Genomic DNA, 14,020 nt, shown 5'->3' on the forward strand with positions numbered 1-14,020 from the left:
TCATTCCTCCTCAAAAGAAATCTCTGGCAACTGTGCAAGAATATCTTCTCGCTTAATCGCCCCTTGGCGTAAGATTTTCACCTTGTCTCCAGACAAATCCAAAATAGTCGAATCCTGTCCAGTTAGAAAAGCGTCGTCCTCCAGACCCAAAACCTCTTGGTCAAAATCCTCTAGAATTTGAGCAAAGGTCACTCCACTCGCCTGACCCGAGATATTGGCAGACGGCCCAATCAAGGGTCCTGTCTCTCGAATCAAATCCAGTGTAATAGGGTGACTCGGCATCCGAAATCCAACAGTTGCAAGATCAGAGTTGACCCAATAGGGAACTCGGTCATTGGCTTCGAGGATAATGGTCAAGGGACCCGGTAAAAAGGCCTCTACAAGCTTTTGTAGATAAGTTGGCTGATTCTTTGAAAAGTGCAAGATGTCCTCTAGAGAAGCGACATTAAGATTGAGTGCCTTATCTCTAGGACGACGTTTGAGTTGGTAAACATGGTCGACAGCTTTTTCATCTAAGGCCTTGGCAAAAAGACCATAAACTGTCTCTGTAGGCAAAACAACAGCTCCGCCCTTTTCCAACTCTTGTCTAATCCTGTCCATCATCAACTACAACCATCCTATCTTGACCAAATTGGTCCTTGAGTGTTCGTACCCGTTTTTCAGGAAGATGTTTCCTAAAAAGCGCAGGAACACTTTGACCTTGCTTGTATCCAATTTCAAGGTAAATCTTACCACCATCTGTGAGATAGTCTTTTGCATCTTCCGCAATTCTGCGGTAAATAGCTAGGCCATCCTCATCTGCAAAAAGAGCTAGATGAGGCTCTGAATGCAAAACATTCAAACCAACCTCTGACTCATCTTCACGAGAGATATAGGGTGGATTGGATACAATTATATCATATTTTTCAGAAATTTCTGCAAAACAATCAGATTTTTTAAAAAATATATTAAGATTTTGATTTCTAGCATTCTCTGATGCAAGCTGCAAAGCGTCTTGGGAAATATCTGCTGCTGTCACTGACCAATCTGATCTGTATTTAGCTAATCCAAGAGCTATGGCGCCACTTCCAGTCCCGATATCTAGGACCTTAAGATTTTCCTCAGGATTTTCTGTGAGGATGAGTTCCAACAACTCTTCTGTCTCTGGACGAGGAATCAAAACTCTCTCATCTACTTTTAACTGCATCCCAAAGAAATCTACGTGACCAATGATATACTGAGCTGGTTTGTGGGCCGCTAACTGCTGGAAAATTTCTTCTACAAATTGTTTTTCGGCCTCTGTTACCTCTTGCTGGAGGGCAAAGACAAAGTCTGTAAAAGAGAGATTTTTCAGGCAACGATAGACAAAAGAGAGGCTTTCAGCTTCCTCTCCTTGTCTTATCAACTCTTCTTCAAAACCTGAAAATAATTGAGCTAATTTCATTATTTGTTTAATTCTTCTAATTTTTGTGTTTGGTCATAGAGCACCAAGGCGTCCACAACTTCATCCAATTTACCAGACAAGATGGTATCTAGTTTTTGGAGGGTCAAGCCAATACGGTGGTCTGTAACACGGTTTTGTGGGAAGTTATAAGTACGAATCCGTTCTGAACGGTCACCAGTACCGATAGTAGACTTACGTTCAGCGTCTTGTTCATCTTGGGCAATCTGAGCAAAATGGTCAGCAACACGCGCACGGATGATTTTCATGGCTTTCTCACGGTTCTTCTGCTGGGTACGTTCTTCCTGCATCTCGACCTTGATATTGGTTGGCAAGTGAACGATACGCACGGCAGTCGCAACCTTATTGACGTTCTGTCCACCAGCACCAGATGCGTGGTAGATATCAACACGAAGGTCTTTTGGATCAATATCGTATTCTACTTCCTCTACTTCAGGCATGACAAGAACTGTGGCAGTTGATGTATGAACACGACCTTGGCTTTCTGTCACAGGGACACGTTGCACACGGTGGGCTCCAGACTCATACTTGAGTTTAGAGTATACAGACTGACCAGAAACCATAGCAACCACTTCTTTGAAACCACCTACGCCGTTCATTGACGCTTCCATAACTTCAAAGCGCCAGCCTTGGGCTTCCGCATACTTTTGGTACATGGTTAGAAGGTCTCCGGCGAAAAGTGCCGCTTCGTCACCACCAGCCGCTCCACGAATTTCAAGGATGATGTTCTTGTCATCGTTTGGATCTTTTGGAAGAAGCAAGATTTTTAATTTTTCTTCGTATTCTTCTTTTTCAGCCTTGGCATCTTTGAGCTCTTGCTTGGCCATTTCTTCCAAGTCCGCATCTCCTCCTGATTCCTTAATCATCTCCTCAGCATCAACGATGTTTTGAAGGACTTGTTTGTACTCACGGTAGGCAGTTACCGTATCACGTGTCCCAGCTTCTTCTTTGGACAATTCCATGAAGCGTTTGGTATCAGATACCACTTCAGGGTCACTGAGCAATTCTCCTAATTCTTCATAACGGTCTTCTACAGCTTGTAGTTGATCATAGATGTTCATTTTTTCTCCTTATTCCTCAATTGTTAAATCATAGATTGCTACTACTTCGTTCTCAAATATTTCCCCAGTTTCTTTAAATCCATAACTGAGGTAACAAGATCTTGCATGTTCATTTTCTGGCTCATAAGACAACCAAAGTTTATTGCCTAAACCTGCTGGCGCTGTCCGAACATAGTCCAGCACTTTATCCATAATTGGCTTAAAATATCCTTGATTTTGAAAATTCTTATCAATCATAAAACGAAATAGTAAATATTTTCCACTACTAATTCCGATCTTTTTATCATAAGCTATCATCACAAAACCTATAATTGCATCATTATCATAAACTGCCAATGGAGCTACAAAATCTCCATTTTTGGTGTAGACATATGCTTCAGCTAAACTAATTGCGTTGGTTGCAATGAATTGTTTTTGATATTCCTTGACATCCAAATTCAAAACATCAAAATAATTTCCCATTGTAACATCTCTCAGTTCAATTGTCATAGTTGTTCTCCTGGTTAGATGTTATCATTGGCGCAAAATAATGTTTACGGCAGACTGAGATATAAGTTTCATTTCCACCAATCTGAATTTGTTCACCATCATAGACTGGCACACCATCGTGCGTGCGCAACACCATGGTCGCCTTTTTCTTACAATACTGACAGATGGTCTTGATTTCGTCAATCTTGTCTGCTAAGAGCAAGAGGTATTTTGAACCTTCGAACAATTCATTACGAAAGTCATTCTTCAAACCAAAAGCCATGACAGGTATGTCTAACTCATCAACAACACGAGCTAGGTCGTAAACATGGTGACGCTTGAGAAACTGGGCCTCATCGACCAACACACAGTAAGGTTTTTCAGGTAAGTCACGGATATAACCGAAGATATCTGTCGTTTCCTCAATCGCAATGGCTGGGCGTTTCATGCCGATTCGACTCGACACATAGCCAACACCGTCACGCGTATCCAGAGCCGAAGTCATAATCACAACTCCCTTTCCCTGCTCCTCGTAGTTATAGGCCACCTTGAGAATCTCAATCGTCTTACCAGAGTTCATGGTCCCATAACGATAATACAACTGTGCCATGCTTCTATTTCACGTCCATTTCTAAATTTTTGCTACATTCTAGTATATCATAATTTTCTGAAGCTTTAAACGGCAAAATGTGGTAAAATAGAAGAAATCAAAAACTACTGGAGGAAGCTATTATGCCATTTGTACGCATCGATTTATTTGAAGGACGCACGCTCGAGCAAAAGAAAGCTCTGGCTAAGGAAGTAACGGAAGCTGTTGTCCGCAACACTGGAGCACCTCAATCAGCTGTTCATGTCATCATCAACGACATGCCAGAAGGAACCTACTTCCCTCAAGGGGAAATGCGCACCAAATAATCTAGCTTAAGCAGAATTGCTTAGGCTTTTTCAATCTCCAAGTAGCATCCATTGAAGAAATAGTCTAATTTTGTTACAATTTGAAGAGATGCTTGGATACATATCCTAAGAAAAGAAATACAAAAGGAATTAGTATGATTACACGTGAATTTGATACCATCGCTGCTATCTCTACTCCACTAGGTGAAGGAGCCATTGGTATTGTCCGCTTGAGCGGAACAGATAGCTTTGCCATCGCGCAAAAGATTTTTAAAGAAAAAGACTTGAGCAAGGTTGCAAGCCATACCCTCAACTATGGTCACATCGTTGACCCTCAAACTGGGAAGGTCATGGACGAAGTTATGGTTGGAGCTATGAAGTCTCCCAAGACCTTCACTCGTGAGGATATTATCGAGATTAACACCCACGGCGGGATTGCGGTAACCAATGAAATTCTCCAACTAGCTATCCGTGAAGGAGCTCGATTGGCTGAACCGGGTGAATTTACCAAGCGTGCCTTTCTAAACGGTCGTGTGGACTTAACACAGGCTGAGGCGGTGATGGACATCATCCGTGCCAAGACAGACAAGGCTATGAACATTGCTGTCAAACAACTAGATGGTTCCCTTTCTGACCTCATTAATAATACTCGCCAAGAAATCCTCAATACGCTTGCCCAAGTAGAGGTCAATATCGACTATCCTGAGTATGATGATGTTGAGGAAGCTACTACTGCTGTCGTCCGCGAGAAGACTATGGAGTTTGAACAATTGCTAACCAATCTCCTTAGAACAGCTCGTCGTGGTAAAATCCTTCGTGAGGGAATTTCAACTGCTATCATCGGTCGTCCCAATGTTGGGAAATCCAGTCTTCTCAACAATCTCCTGCGTGAAGATAAGGCCATCGTAACAGACATCGCTGGTACTACCCGAGATGTTATCGAAGAATACGTCAACATTAACGGGGTTCCTCTCAAATTGATTGATACAGCCGGTATCCGGGAAACAGATGACATCGTCGAACAAATCGGTGTCGAGCGTTCGAGAAAAGCCCTCAAAGAAGCTGACCTAGTACTACTAGTGCTAAATGCTAGTGAACCACTGACCGCCCAAGATCGTCAACTCTTAGAAATCAGTCAGGATACCAACCGCATTATTCTTCTTAACAAAACTGATCTACCTGAAGCGATTGAAACTTCTGAACTTCCAGAAGATGTCATCCGTATTTCAGTTCTTAAAAACCAGAATATCGATAAGATTGAAGAACGCATTAACAACCTCTTCTTTGAAAATGCTGGTTTGGTTGAGCAAGATGCTACTTACCTATCTAATGCCCGTCATATTTCCTTGATTGAAAAGGCCGTTGAAAGCCTACAAGCTGTTAACGAAGGTCTGGAACTGGGGATGCCAGTTGATTTGCTTCAAGTTGACTTGACTCGTACTTGGGAAATTCTCGGAGAAATCACAGGTGATGCAGCTCCTGATGAACTCATTACCCAACTCTTTAGCCAATTCTGTTTAGGAAAATAAGAAAAATCCATGATCGCTCTTGCGGTCATGGATTTTATTGTCTTTATTAGTAATCTGGTCTAAGGACACCTGTTACAGTTGCCTTAGTTGCTTCGTAGTCGCCATCTACGACAACTTTGATAATGCGTTTAGCATCTTCTTCTGGTGCTGGAACTAGAGGTAATCGAGTTGGTCCAGCTTCAAATCCCATATAGTTCAAAACAGCCTTAACTGGAGCAGGACTTGGATAAGAGAAGAGGGCGTTGACCTTAGGAATGAATTTACGTTGAATAGCTGCTGCTTTCTTCATATCGCTTTCTGCAATGGCAGTGAGCATCTCGTGCATCTCATCTCCATTTGTATGGGAGGCAACAGAAATAACCCCATCCGCACCAAGATTCATAGCATGGAAAGCATCTCCATCCTCACCAGTATAAATCAAAAATTCTTCTGGCTTGTGCTCAATCAAGTAAGCCATATTAGCCAAGCTAGTACATTCCTTAACACCGATGATATTTGGATGGTCAGCCAAACGAAGCATGGTTTCTGGAGTCAATTCAACAACTACACGCCCTGGAATGTTATAGATGATAATAGGTAGGTCTGAAGCGTCTGCAATCGCTTTAAAGTGTTGATACATTCCTTCTTGTGAAGGTTTGTTGTAGTACGGTACGATAGCAAGCCCAGCAGCAAAACCACCAAAGTCTGCTACTTCTTTGACAAACTCAATCGAGTCACGTGTATCATTGGTACCTACACCCGCAATCAAAGGAACACGTCCATTAACAATCTTTTGTACAGCCGCAAAGAGTTCCAACTCCTCATCGTGGGTTAAAGTTGGACTCTCAGCAGTCGTTCCAGCTAGAAGAATGCCGTCTGTGTGATGGGCCAATAAATGCTCAATCAAGGCCGGAATGGCATCAAAGTTGATGGAACCATCCTCATGGAAAGGGGTAATAAAGGCTGTGATGATTTTACACTCTTTTAAATCTTGATAAGACATGAGAAACACCTCTCTATTTCAAAGAAGGAGTTCATCTGAACTCCTAAACGATATGACTATTTTAATTCAAATTTCAACTCTGCTGTTGGACGAACCAATCCACGTTCGTGAAGCGTTTCTGCAATCTGAACTGAGTTCCAGGCAGCACCTTTGAGAAGGTTATCTGAAACAACCCACATGTGGATTCCTTTTTCTGCATCCAAGTCTTTACGGATACGACCAACAAAGGTATCACGTGAACCAACTGCATTGATGGCTTGTGGATAGATTTGATGCGCTACATCATCTTCAAGAACTGCACCTGGAAAGGCTGCGATAGCTGCTTTCACTTCTTCGATTGGGGCCACTTCTTTTGTTTCGATGTAAACAGACTCAGAGTGAGCTGACAAAACTGGAATACGAACACATGTTGCAGACACTGCGATGCTATCATCTTCCATGATTTTCTTCGTTTCCTTGGTCATCTTCATCTCTTCATAAGTGTAATCATTGTCAGTAAAGACATCGATTTGTGGAAGAGCGTTAAAGGCGATAGGATAGTGTTTCTTGTCACCACCTGAAGGCAAGATTTCCGCATGCAAATCACGTGGATTCACACCGTCATTCAAGACTTCACGAAGTTCACGTTGTGTTTCAAGAATCGCTCCCATACCAGCACCTGAAACCGCTTGGTAAGTTGAAACGATGATACGGTCCAAGCCCCATTTTTGACGAACAGGCTCAAGAGCCACCATCATTTGGATTGTTGAACAGTTAGGGCAGGCAATAATCCCGTTGTGGGCATCAAGTGCATGAGCATTGACCTCTGGAACAACCAAAGGAACATCTGGATTTTGACGGAAATAAGATGTGTTATCTACTACTACAGCTCCAGCTTGAACTGCGTATGGTGCATACTTAGCTGATGTCGAACCACCTGCTGAGAAGAGTGCAATATCAACACCCTCAAAAGCTGTCTCAGTCGTTTCTTCAATCGTAATATCTTGGTCCTTAAATTTCAAAGTCTTGCCTGCTGAACGTGCAGAAGCAAGGTAACGAATTTTATCGATTGGAAGTGTTGATTCTTCCAACATTTTTATCATCTGAGCTCCGACAGCACCTGTCGCGCCGACTACAGCAACTGTATATCCCATAAATAACCTCTTTCGGAATTTTCTAAAAATTTCTATAATAGATGTATTATACTACTTTTTCAAGAAATTGAAAAGCATTTTTGGGTTATATTTTCTGAAAATTAAAAATCCCCAGTCATTGACCAGGGACTAAGAGGCATCTCCATGTGATGAGCAGGTTCACACAACTCATCAAGGTCCGCTCCTGCGTTATGACCTCCTTATGCTCAATAGTAGTCCGAAGACTACCTATCGACTCATCGCATCTACTATTCTACTAGATAGAGTCACTTTTGTCAACAGCCAAAACGCTTTACTTCATTTATACAGGTGCATAAGAAATATCTTTGAAAAATTTGGGGCAGATTTGGGGCAGACATAACAAAAACCCTTGTAAATCAAGGGCTTTTCCTGTCTATCTAATGCTAATTGCCGGGATTGAACCGGCGACCTCATCCTTACCATGGATGCGCTCTGCCAACTGAGCTAAATCAGCTTACCTAAAAAGTATACTATAGTTCTATGTTCTTGTCAAGCGCTCTCTTTTAATTTATGGAATGAAAAAAGCTAGACTTATCAAGAATCTAGCTTATAAACTTCTTATTTTGTTAGATCGATTCGCTGTCCCAGTTTACCAATCAAAATCGCTCCCACTATAAGTGATGCAAACTCACCAATTCCAGTAGAGAACCATGTGAAGAAGAAGGGAGCTTCTGTCAAGATATGGAGTTCAGCTGCAATGGTAATCATTGAAATGGAGAAGAGAATTGAAAAGAAGAAATGATCTTTTCGAATCAATCCGTTAAAGAGGTAATCTTTGCTGTATTTTGCAAAGAGCAATACCCCTAGACTAAGGAAAACTAGGGTAGAACCTCCACCGACAAAGACATCTATTAGGCCAAAACTACTAAATAAATTAGCAATCATACATCCAATTGTCACACCGATGATATATTTAGGGTTGTAAAAGGCCAAGAAATTCAACATTTCTGAAATACGGAACTGATACGCCCCAAAACTAAGAACATTGATTGGTGGCGTAATAGTCAAAACTACATAGATCGCAGCAACGATAGCGATGTCTGCCATGTCACGAACAGTTAATTTTTTCATGTTTTCTCCTTTAGCGGTTTCCCGCGTAAAATATGCTTGGTGAAAGAAGCTAAGCACCAAGGGTTGAGGTTATCAACCTTACCAGTATAGCACAATATATGACTTTATGCTATACTAAAATCATGAAAAATCAAATAAAAGCTTTCTTTGATAATGAAATCCTTGCCTATCTTTTTTTTGGTGGCGCTACTACTCTGGTTTCTATTGTATCACGTTTGGTTATTTACCATATCAGCCACCAGGAAATCCTCGCAACTGCCCTCGCAAATATTATCGGGATTCTCTTTGCCTTTCTCACAAATGATACAATCGTCTTTAAACAAGAGAGAAGGAATTGGCCAACCCGCCTGGCTAAGTTTTTCTTAGCTCGTCTTTCTACTCTTGGTCTTGACGTTCTTTTAACTTATATCTTTGTTACAACTTTCCCTGATATTATTGGCCAGTTTATCGAATTTAATATAGATAGGGTTAATACGATTGAAACTATTCTAGCACAAATCTTGATCATCATTTTAAACTATATTTTCAGTAAAATCTATATTTTTAAAGGGAACAACTGACCACTTTGAGCGTTCAAGTTGCTTTTTGTCACAATTTAGGATATAATAAATTAGAAAATTAGGAAAGGAATTTATGAAAATGTTAAAGGATCTTAAAGAATTCTTGCTTCGTGGTAATGTCGTTGACCTTGCTGTCGGTGTGATCATTGCCTCTGCATTTGGTGCTATCGTTACTTCATTTGTTAACGATATCATCACTCCACTTCTATTGAACCCAGCTTTGGAAGCTGCGAAAGTACAAAACATCGCTGAGCTTGCATGGAATGGTGTTACATATGGTAAATTCTTGAGTGCTATTATCAACTTTCTCGTTGTAGGTACTGTGCTTTTCTTCGTTATTAAAGCTATGGAAAAAGCGCAAAACCTTCGTAAGAAAGAGGAAGTGGTTGAGGAAGCACCTGCTGCTCCAACTGAACTTGAAGTTCTTCAAGAAATCAAAGCTCTTCTTGAGAAAAAATAAAACAGATAAAGGATTTAGCTTAAAGCTAAATCCTTTTTTCTTTACTCTTTTGGTAACTTCCCAGCCTTTTCGAGCATTTTCTTAATCAAGTAAGGCATCTTCACATTTTCACGGCCTTTTTTCTCAATGAGTTTTTTGACAAATTCTGGCATCTGAAGGTCGTCTGTCTCCTCCATGATGTCCTTTGTAGTTGCCGAAGGCGCTAACTCATCGAAGGTTTCTTCTTCTGGGAGAAAAGCTTTAAATTCTTTGTCTTCATTGGCTCGTACAGTAGCAACTAAAGCGTCAATTAAACGGCTATCTGTATTGGGCATAGGTGGACGATGGTAGGTGACACCTAATTCTTGACACAACTCATAACATTCCACATCGTTATCAAACAAGACTTCGATGTGCTCACTGATAAAGCTAATCGGGACAAAAATATAATGCTCTGGATGTTGCTTTTGTTCTCGTAAATATTCTAAGACATCTGGCTTGATCCAAGGGATTCCAATATCGCTTTCGCTCTGCCAAGTATTGGTATACTGGTCGGTTGTTAGGCCGAGTTGTTCAGCAATGAGCTTGCTATTATCGAAAATCTGATCGATATAAGGATCTCCATAATCCAAGGCAAAAATGGGAACACTGTGAGCTGAAAAGATTACCTTGAAAGATTCTTCTCCCACATGGTTTCGTAAAATTTTTCTAATCTCATCTGTCCAGAAGTCCAGCAAAGGCTGTTGCTGATACCAGTCCTTAATAACTAAAAATCGGATCTGCTGGCTTTCCAAAAACTTTTCATACCCCATGACTGAGTAAAAGGAATAATGAGGTTCCAAAATCAAACAAATACATTCTTCAATACCATCAGACTCCATCTGCTTGATCACATCAGGGATAAAGGGCCGAGAAAACTTATTGGCAAAGTAGATACCGTACTCCTCGCCTAAACGTTCCTTGACTAAATCAACCTCCTCACGTGTAATCCGCTGCAAGGGCGTCCCACCGATAAGGACATAGTTGTCATAGAGAGTCTGAATCTCGTGGTCTTGGGGTCTAACACCACGACGAATATTTGTAAAAAATTCTGCTACTCCTTCAAAACTAATCTCCTCTGGGGATCCAAAGGTCATCATTAATATAGCTTTTTTCATGTTATCATCCTTATGATATTATTTTCACTATCTATTCTATCATGAAAGAAAAAAATAGTAAACGCTTCCGACGTCTACTATTTCTTTTGTTCTTTTGTCTTTCTATCTCGCCTTATGATTAGGATGATAACGACAAGGAGTAAAATAACGATAATCAGGAGAAGAAAGGCAAGGATATAAATCCAATGCGTTGGTAGGCCTTGATCGAAATACCGCGTCCCTACTGCTTCCCCACTTTTATCCTGGGCTGCTTTTACTGGTGCATCCGTTATTTTAGCTAAGAGGATATGCCGTCCGTTGGTAATATTAAGGAAACAGGTGCTTAATAAAACAATCTTGTCCGTTGAGGTCAAGGAAACATCTCGCTTGTACTTGGCTTTACTTAGCAAATATTGATAGTAGGCCTGGTGTTCCTCATCGTTGGAACTCAAAGTTCGGTAAATCTCCGTGTCATAGGCATCTACTTCTAAAATTCCAAATATCTCAAGCCCTCGTTCACGGCCGTTATAATAGATAGAGCCATAACGATGCTTTTCAAAAAAATCTTGATCCGCAAATTTTTGAATCTCCCCAAACATAGCACCAGAAGCCATGGAGTGACCATAAATGATGGTGTTAAAGTCCGTAAAATTTGGGTTAAAACGATAGTCTAGGAATATAGAACCTGACACAGTATAATCGCCAAAGGCATTGCGGTCAAGGTATTTGACATTGTCCTGACTCTGTAAGAGAGGATAGTCTACCTTGGTCCCATCGAGGCTAATCCAACCACAAACATCCTTGTTGAGGTGTTGCAAGGTTTCAAAGCCCGTACTGCTGGCATCCTTTTCAATGGGATTATAATGATCGTAGTCGCTCGCAAGAGCTCTATCAGCTGTAAAAAGACAGAAAAAAGCTAGAAAGAGGGATAGAATGGCCTTTATGGCTTCGCGACTTGTACTTGTTTTCATATTTCCTTCTTTCTCCTTTCTAGCCTTGAAAATAAAAGAGCAAGAGAGGCTGTCCCTTTCTCTTTTATTGGTAGTTTAGTCAGTAATGGTATCTGCCCCTTCTTCCTTTGCTTCTCTTCTACGACGCAAGATCAAGTAGAGGATGATGAGCAAGAAGATCAATAGCAAGAGCAAGATAAATAAGATGATATACCATATCCACAAAGGAATCGATGAGAGAAATCGTCCGAGCGACGAATCATCAAAGACGCTGTAAGGAAATGGTTTTGATTTTTTCGTATGGAAGGTGTTCTTTGGAACCGTATCCGTAATCTTGGCAACTACGATATGTCTCCCATTTGTTACGTCTAGGAAACAGGTACTGAGAAGAATGATATGGTCATTGGGCCCCAGTGTAATGTCTCGTTTGTGGATGGCAACTGAGAGTAAGTGATCGATATATTCTTGGCGCCGATCATCTCCATTAATACCTGGATCGTAGATGTTAAAGTCATAGGCGTCCACCTCGAGCATCTCAAAGATCTCAAGACCTTTTTCAACGCCATTATAGTAAATACTGCCGTAGCGATGATGGTCAAAGAATTCCTTATCAGAAAACTTTGCTACATCTCCAAACATAACCCCATTTTCTACATGGTGTCCGTAGATGATGGTATTAAAGTCTTCGAACTTGGATTCATTTCGAGCCTCAAGAAAAATAGCTCCTGTAGCTGCAAATTCTCCCCTGGAATCTTTGTTCAGGTATTTTTCATTGTCTTTGGCTTGGACTAAGGGGTAGTCGATATTGGTGCCATAGACATTGATCCAGCCGAGAACCTCTGGATTGACTTGCTGTAGCTTGTGAAAGCCAGAAAAACTAGCAAGCTCATCTTTCTCACTGGTACTAACAGGTCTATAGGCCTCATACTCACTTGATGAAGCCTGCGAATAGACCTGATTGGCATCCCAAAGGGCGTAGAAACCAAAGAGAAAGACTAAGGCTGCCAAGAGGAGCAAGATATGATTCATAAATGCATCTACAGCAAGGACCAGACGCCTAGACAAACTCCTTTTTGGTTTCTCACGCTTGATTTTCATCGGTCAAACCACTTGCCTAAGCTTGTCTGCGTTTTTTAGACAAAACAACAAATCCAGCCAAACCAAGACCAATCATCAAGATAAAAGGAAGGTTGTCAATCAAGAGACCAGTAGGGGTAACATTTGGCAAGCTATTTGTAATGGTATTATCATTTGTCTTTTCACCAACTAAAATACTAGTTTGAGTAAAATCAGCTGAAGCTGTACCTGTTTGATTCCTTATAACTCCATTTTCATTATATGAGGCTGTTGCTTTATAACCTTGAGATCCTGATTCAACTAGTTTATAGCGAGTACCTGCAGGTAGATTGTCAAATACCAAAGATTGATCATGGTGAAGGGTAATTGTTTTTTCTTTCCCATTCTCAAATGTATAAGATGTGGAACCAACTTGTCCGACAAATGTACCTTGATCATCTGTTGAAGCTTTTGTAAAAGTTAACTTAAAGGTAAAGTCTTTTGTTTTATCAGCCGAATCACCTTCTACCAATTTTTTGATTACTAAAGATTTTGCTCCTGGATTGAAATTTTCTGGTTTAGGTTTATTTGGTGTTGGTTCATTTGGATTTGTGATTTTACCCGCATTTTTCCTGTAAGTATTTACAAATAAATCATATTTATAAAGTTCGCCCTTCTCAGATGGTTTTACTTTAGCAGTAGAACTTGTAGACACTAGTTTGAAATATACAGATGAAATATAAACACCTGAGCTTTGCTTATTTTTTACAATAACGTGCATTTCATAGCTACGATTATCATATGTCATAGAATCAATTGCTACGCTATTTTTCAGAATTTGTGCCCAACCAACATTTTGAGTTTCTGCTACAGTATAAACATATTCTCCGGCGTGTGTGTAGGTTACGCTTTCGAAAATATTTCCAGTATCTTTCTTAATACTAGTTTGATTTGGTTGCAAAAGATCACTTTTAGAATAAACTACATTCTTTGCAGCTATTTTTCCATTTGAATCAGAAATCGTTTCATAAGGTGCACCATTTGATGATGTACCAGTTTTAGGGGTAAAAGTAAAAGTAAAAGTTGCTTCAGGTGTTGTAATTCCTTCCGCAATATTCAACACCTTATTAATAGAAACTTTTGCACTTGTTTCACCAGTTGCTTTAGCAGTTGCCACATCATTATCATCCGCAAATGTTGGCACTCCTCTAAAGACCGACAAGGCGGTTACAGCTGCAATACTTGCAGTAACTAATTTTTTCAAAAATGTTTTTTTCGT

The 14,020-nt window shown here is 40.5% G+C and carries 16 protein-coding genes, 1 tRNA gene and 1 riboswitch; of the genes, 4 read left to right on the forward strand and 13 right to left on the reverse strand.

What is annotated here, in order from left to right; translation table 11 throughout:
• The 5 genes from KX728_RS04995 to KX728_RS05015 are packed head-to-tail and all read right to left on the reverse strand — an operon-like array spanning position 1 to position 3,580.
• Entirely contained in the window at positions 1 to 603 is a 603-nt protein-coding gene (locus KX728_RS04995; RefSeq protein WP_215804646.1) for an L-threonylcarbamoyladenylate synthase, read from the reverse strand.
• Positions 587 to 1,423 carry a peptide chain release factor N(5)-glutamine methyltransferase gene (gene prmC, locus KX728_RS05000; protein ID WP_215804645.1) on the reverse strand — a complete coding sequence of 279 codons (837 nt, stop codon included), beginning with the start codon at positions 1,421 to 1,423 and terminating at the stop codon, positions 587 to 589. Before prmC ends, KX728_RS04995 begins: the two co-directional genes overlap by 17 nt.
• On the reverse strand, positions 1,423 to 2,502 hold the full coding sequence (prfA, locus tag KX728_RS05005; protein ID WP_215804644.1) for a peptide chain release factor 1: 1,080 nt from the start codon (positions 2,500 to 2,502) through the stop codon (positions 1,423 to 1,425). Before prfA ends, prmC begins: the two co-directional genes overlap by 1 nt.
• 9 nt (positions 2,503 to 2,511) lie before the next feature.
• Positions 2,512 to 2,991: a GNAT family N-acetyltransferase gene (locus tag KX728_RS05010; RefSeq protein WP_215804643.1), complete on the reverse strand. Its 480-nt coding sequence runs from the start codon at positions 2,989 to 2,991 to the stop codon at positions 2,512 to 2,514.
• The gene (locus tag KX728_RS05015) at positions 2,981 to 3,580 is read right to left on the reverse strand and encodes a thymidine kinase (protein ID WP_215804642.1); all 600 of its coding nucleotides are present in this window, start codon (positions 3,578 to 3,580) and stop codon (positions 2,981 to 2,983) included. The genes KX728_RS05010 and KX728_RS05015 overlap by 11 nt, the downstream gene beginning before the upstream one ends.
• A gap of 122 nt (positions 3,581 to 3,702) precedes the next feature.
• On the opposite strand from KX728_RS05015, the gene KX728_RS05020 reads away from it, so the two are divergent.
• Both KX728_RS05020 and mnmE read left to right on the forward strand, forming a co-directional pair.
• Positions 3,703 to 3,885, forward strand: a complete 183-nt coding sequence (locus KX728_RS05020; RefSeq protein ID WP_001117401.1) for a 4-oxalocrotonate tautomerase — start codon at positions 3,703 to 3,705, stop codon at positions 3,883 to 3,885.
• 134 nt (positions 3,886 to 4,019) lie between these two features.
• Entirely contained in the window at positions 4,020 to 5,393 is a 1,374-nt protein-coding gene (gene mnmE / locus KX728_RS05025) for a tRNA uridine-5-carboxymethylaminomethyl(34) synthesis GTPase MnmE (RefSeq protein ID WP_215804641.1), read from the forward strand.
• A 46-nt stretch (positions 5,394 to 5,439) separates the two neighbouring features.
• On the opposite strand, the gene dapA is transcribed toward mnmE, so the two are convergent.
• The 4 genes from dapA to KX728_RS05045 form a co-directional block, all read right to left on the reverse strand.
• The gene (dapA, locus tag KX728_RS05030; RefSeq protein WP_000121601.1) at positions 5,440 to 6,375 is read right to left on the reverse strand and encodes a 4-hydroxy-tetrahydrodipicolinate synthase; all 936 of its coding nucleotides are present in this window, start codon (positions 6,373 to 6,375) and stop codon (positions 5,440 to 5,442) included.
• A gap of 56 nt (positions 6,376 to 6,431) precedes the next feature.
• Positions 6,432 to 7,508, reverse strand: a complete 1,077-nt coding sequence (locus KX728_RS05035; protein WP_000542494.1) for an aspartate-semialdehyde dehydrogenase — start codon at positions 7,506 to 7,508, stop codon at positions 6,432 to 6,434.
• A 402-nt stretch (positions 7,509 to 7,910) separates the two neighbouring features.
• A tRNA-Thr gene (locus tag KX728_RS05040) sits at positions 7,911 to 7,983 on the reverse strand.
• 104 nt (positions 7,984 to 8,087) lie between these two features.
• Entirely contained in the window at positions 8,088 to 8,600 is a 513-nt protein-coding gene (locus KX728_RS05045; RefSeq protein WP_000737303.1) for a QueT transporter family protein, read from the reverse strand.
• Positions 8,598 to 8,694, reverse strand: a riboswitch (PreQ1 riboswitch). It overlaps the preceding gene by 3 nt.
• A 28-nt stretch (positions 8,695 to 8,722) precedes the next feature.
• On the opposite strand from KX728_RS05045, the gene KX728_RS05050 reads away from it, so the two are divergent.
• Both KX728_RS05050 and mscL read left to right on the forward strand, forming a co-directional pair.
• Positions 8,723 to 9,160, forward strand: a complete 438-nt coding sequence (locus KX728_RS05050; protein ID WP_215804640.1) for a GtrA family protein — start codon at positions 8,723 to 8,725, stop codon at positions 9,158 to 9,160.
• Positions 9,161 to 9,239: 79 nt separating this feature from the next.
• Positions 9,240 to 9,620: a large conductance mechanosensitive channel protein MscL gene (gene mscL / locus KX728_RS05055; RefSeq protein WP_000910206.1), complete on the forward strand. Its 381-nt coding sequence runs from the start codon at positions 9,240 to 9,242 to the stop codon at positions 9,618 to 9,620.
• A 41-nt stretch (positions 9,621 to 9,661) separates the two neighbouring features.
• Here the strand turns inward: mscL and hemH are convergent, their stop codons facing one another.
• From hemH to KX728_RS05075, 4 genes are all read right to left on the reverse strand, one after another.
• The gene (gene hemH, locus KX728_RS05060; RefSeq protein WP_070838619.1) at positions 9,662 to 10,756 is read right to left on the reverse strand and encodes a ferrochelatase; all 1,095 of its coding nucleotides are present in this window, start codon (positions 10,754 to 10,756) and stop codon (positions 9,662 to 9,664) included.
• A 77-nt stretch (positions 10,757 to 10,833) separates the two neighbouring features.
• Positions 10,834 to 11,706, reverse strand: a complete 873-nt coding sequence (gene srtG2 / locus KX728_RS05065; protein WP_049477724.1) for a PI-2 pilus system class B sortase SrtG2 — start codon at positions 11,704 to 11,706, stop codon at positions 10,834 to 10,836.
• A gap of 75 nt (positions 11,707 to 11,781) precedes the next feature.
• On the reverse strand, positions 11,782 to 12,783 hold the full coding sequence (srtG1, locus tag KX728_RS05070; RefSeq protein WP_215804639.1) for a PI-2 pilus system class B sortase SrtG1: 1,002 nt from the start codon (positions 12,781 to 12,783) through the stop codon (positions 11,782 to 11,784).
• 16 nt (positions 12,784 to 12,799) lie between these two features.
• Complete coding sequence (locus KX728_RS05075; RefSeq protein WP_252344768.1) at positions 12,800 to 14,005, reverse strand: DUF7601 domain-containing protein; 1,206 nt, start codon at positions 14,003 to 14,005, stop codon at positions 12,800 to 12,802.
• Positions 14,006 to 14,020: the final 15 nt, after the last annotated feature.

The sequence above is a fragment of the Streptococcus oralis genome (assembly GCF_019334565.1).
Lineage (GTDB): Bacteria > Bacillota > Bacilli > Lactobacillales > Streptococcaceae > Streptococcus > Streptococcus oralis_CR.

Coding starts and splice junctions, on each gene's coding strand:
- KX728_RS05045 (WP_000737303.1), bottom strand. CDS start 8,600: ATGAAAAAATTAACTGTTCGTGACATGGCAGACATCGCTATCGTTGCT.
- KX728_RS04995 (WP_215804646.1), bottom strand. CDS start 603: ATGATGGACAGGATTAGACAAGAGTTGGAAAAGGGCGGAGCTGTTGTT.
- mscL (WP_000910206.1), top strand. CDS start 9,240: ATGTTAAAGGATCTTAAAGAATTCTTGCTTCGTGGTAATGTCGTTGAC.
- hemH (WP_070838619.1), bottom strand. CDS start 10,756: ATGAAAAAAGCTATATTAATGATGACCTTTGGATCCCCAGAGGAGATT.
- prfA (WP_215804644.1), bottom strand. CDS start 2,502: ATGAACATCTATGATCAACTACAAGCTGTAGAAGACCGTTATGAAGAA.
- mnmE (WP_215804641.1), top strand. CDS start 4,020: ATGATTACACGTGAATTTGATACCATCGCTGCTATCTCTACTCCACTA.
- KX728_RS05010 (WP_215804643.1), bottom strand. CDS start 2,991: ATGACAATTGAACTGAGAGATGTTACAATGGGAAATTATTTTGATGTT.
- dapA (WP_000121601.1), bottom strand. CDS start 6,375: ATGTCTTATCAAGATTTAAAAGAGTGTAAAATCATCACAGCCTTTATT.
- srtG2 (WP_049477724.1), bottom strand. CDS start 11,706: ATGAAAACAAGTACAAGTCGCGAAGCCATAAAGGCCATTCTATCCCTC.
- KX728_RS05020 (WP_001117401.1), top strand. CDS start 3,703: ATGCCATTTGTACGCATCGATTTATTTGAAGGACGCACGCTCGAGCAA.
- KX728_RS05035 (WP_000542494.1), bottom strand. CDS start 7,508: ATGGGATATACAGTTGCTGTAGTCGGCGCGACAGGTGCTGTCGGAGCT.
- KX728_RS05015 (WP_215804642.1), bottom strand. CDS start 3,580: ATGGCACAGTTGTATTATCGTTATGGGACCATGAACTCTGGTAAGACG.
- prmC (WP_215804645.1), bottom strand. CDS start 1,423: ATGAAATTAGCTCAATTATTTTCAGGTTTTGAAGAAGAGTTGATAAGA.
- srtG1 (WP_215804639.1), bottom strand. CDS start 12,783: ATGAAAATCAAGCGTGAGAAACCAAAAAGGAGTTTGTCTAGGCGTCTG.
- KX728_RS05050 (WP_215804640.1), top strand. CDS start 8,723: ATGAAAAATCAAATAAAAGCTTTCTTTGATAATGAAATCCTTGCCTAT.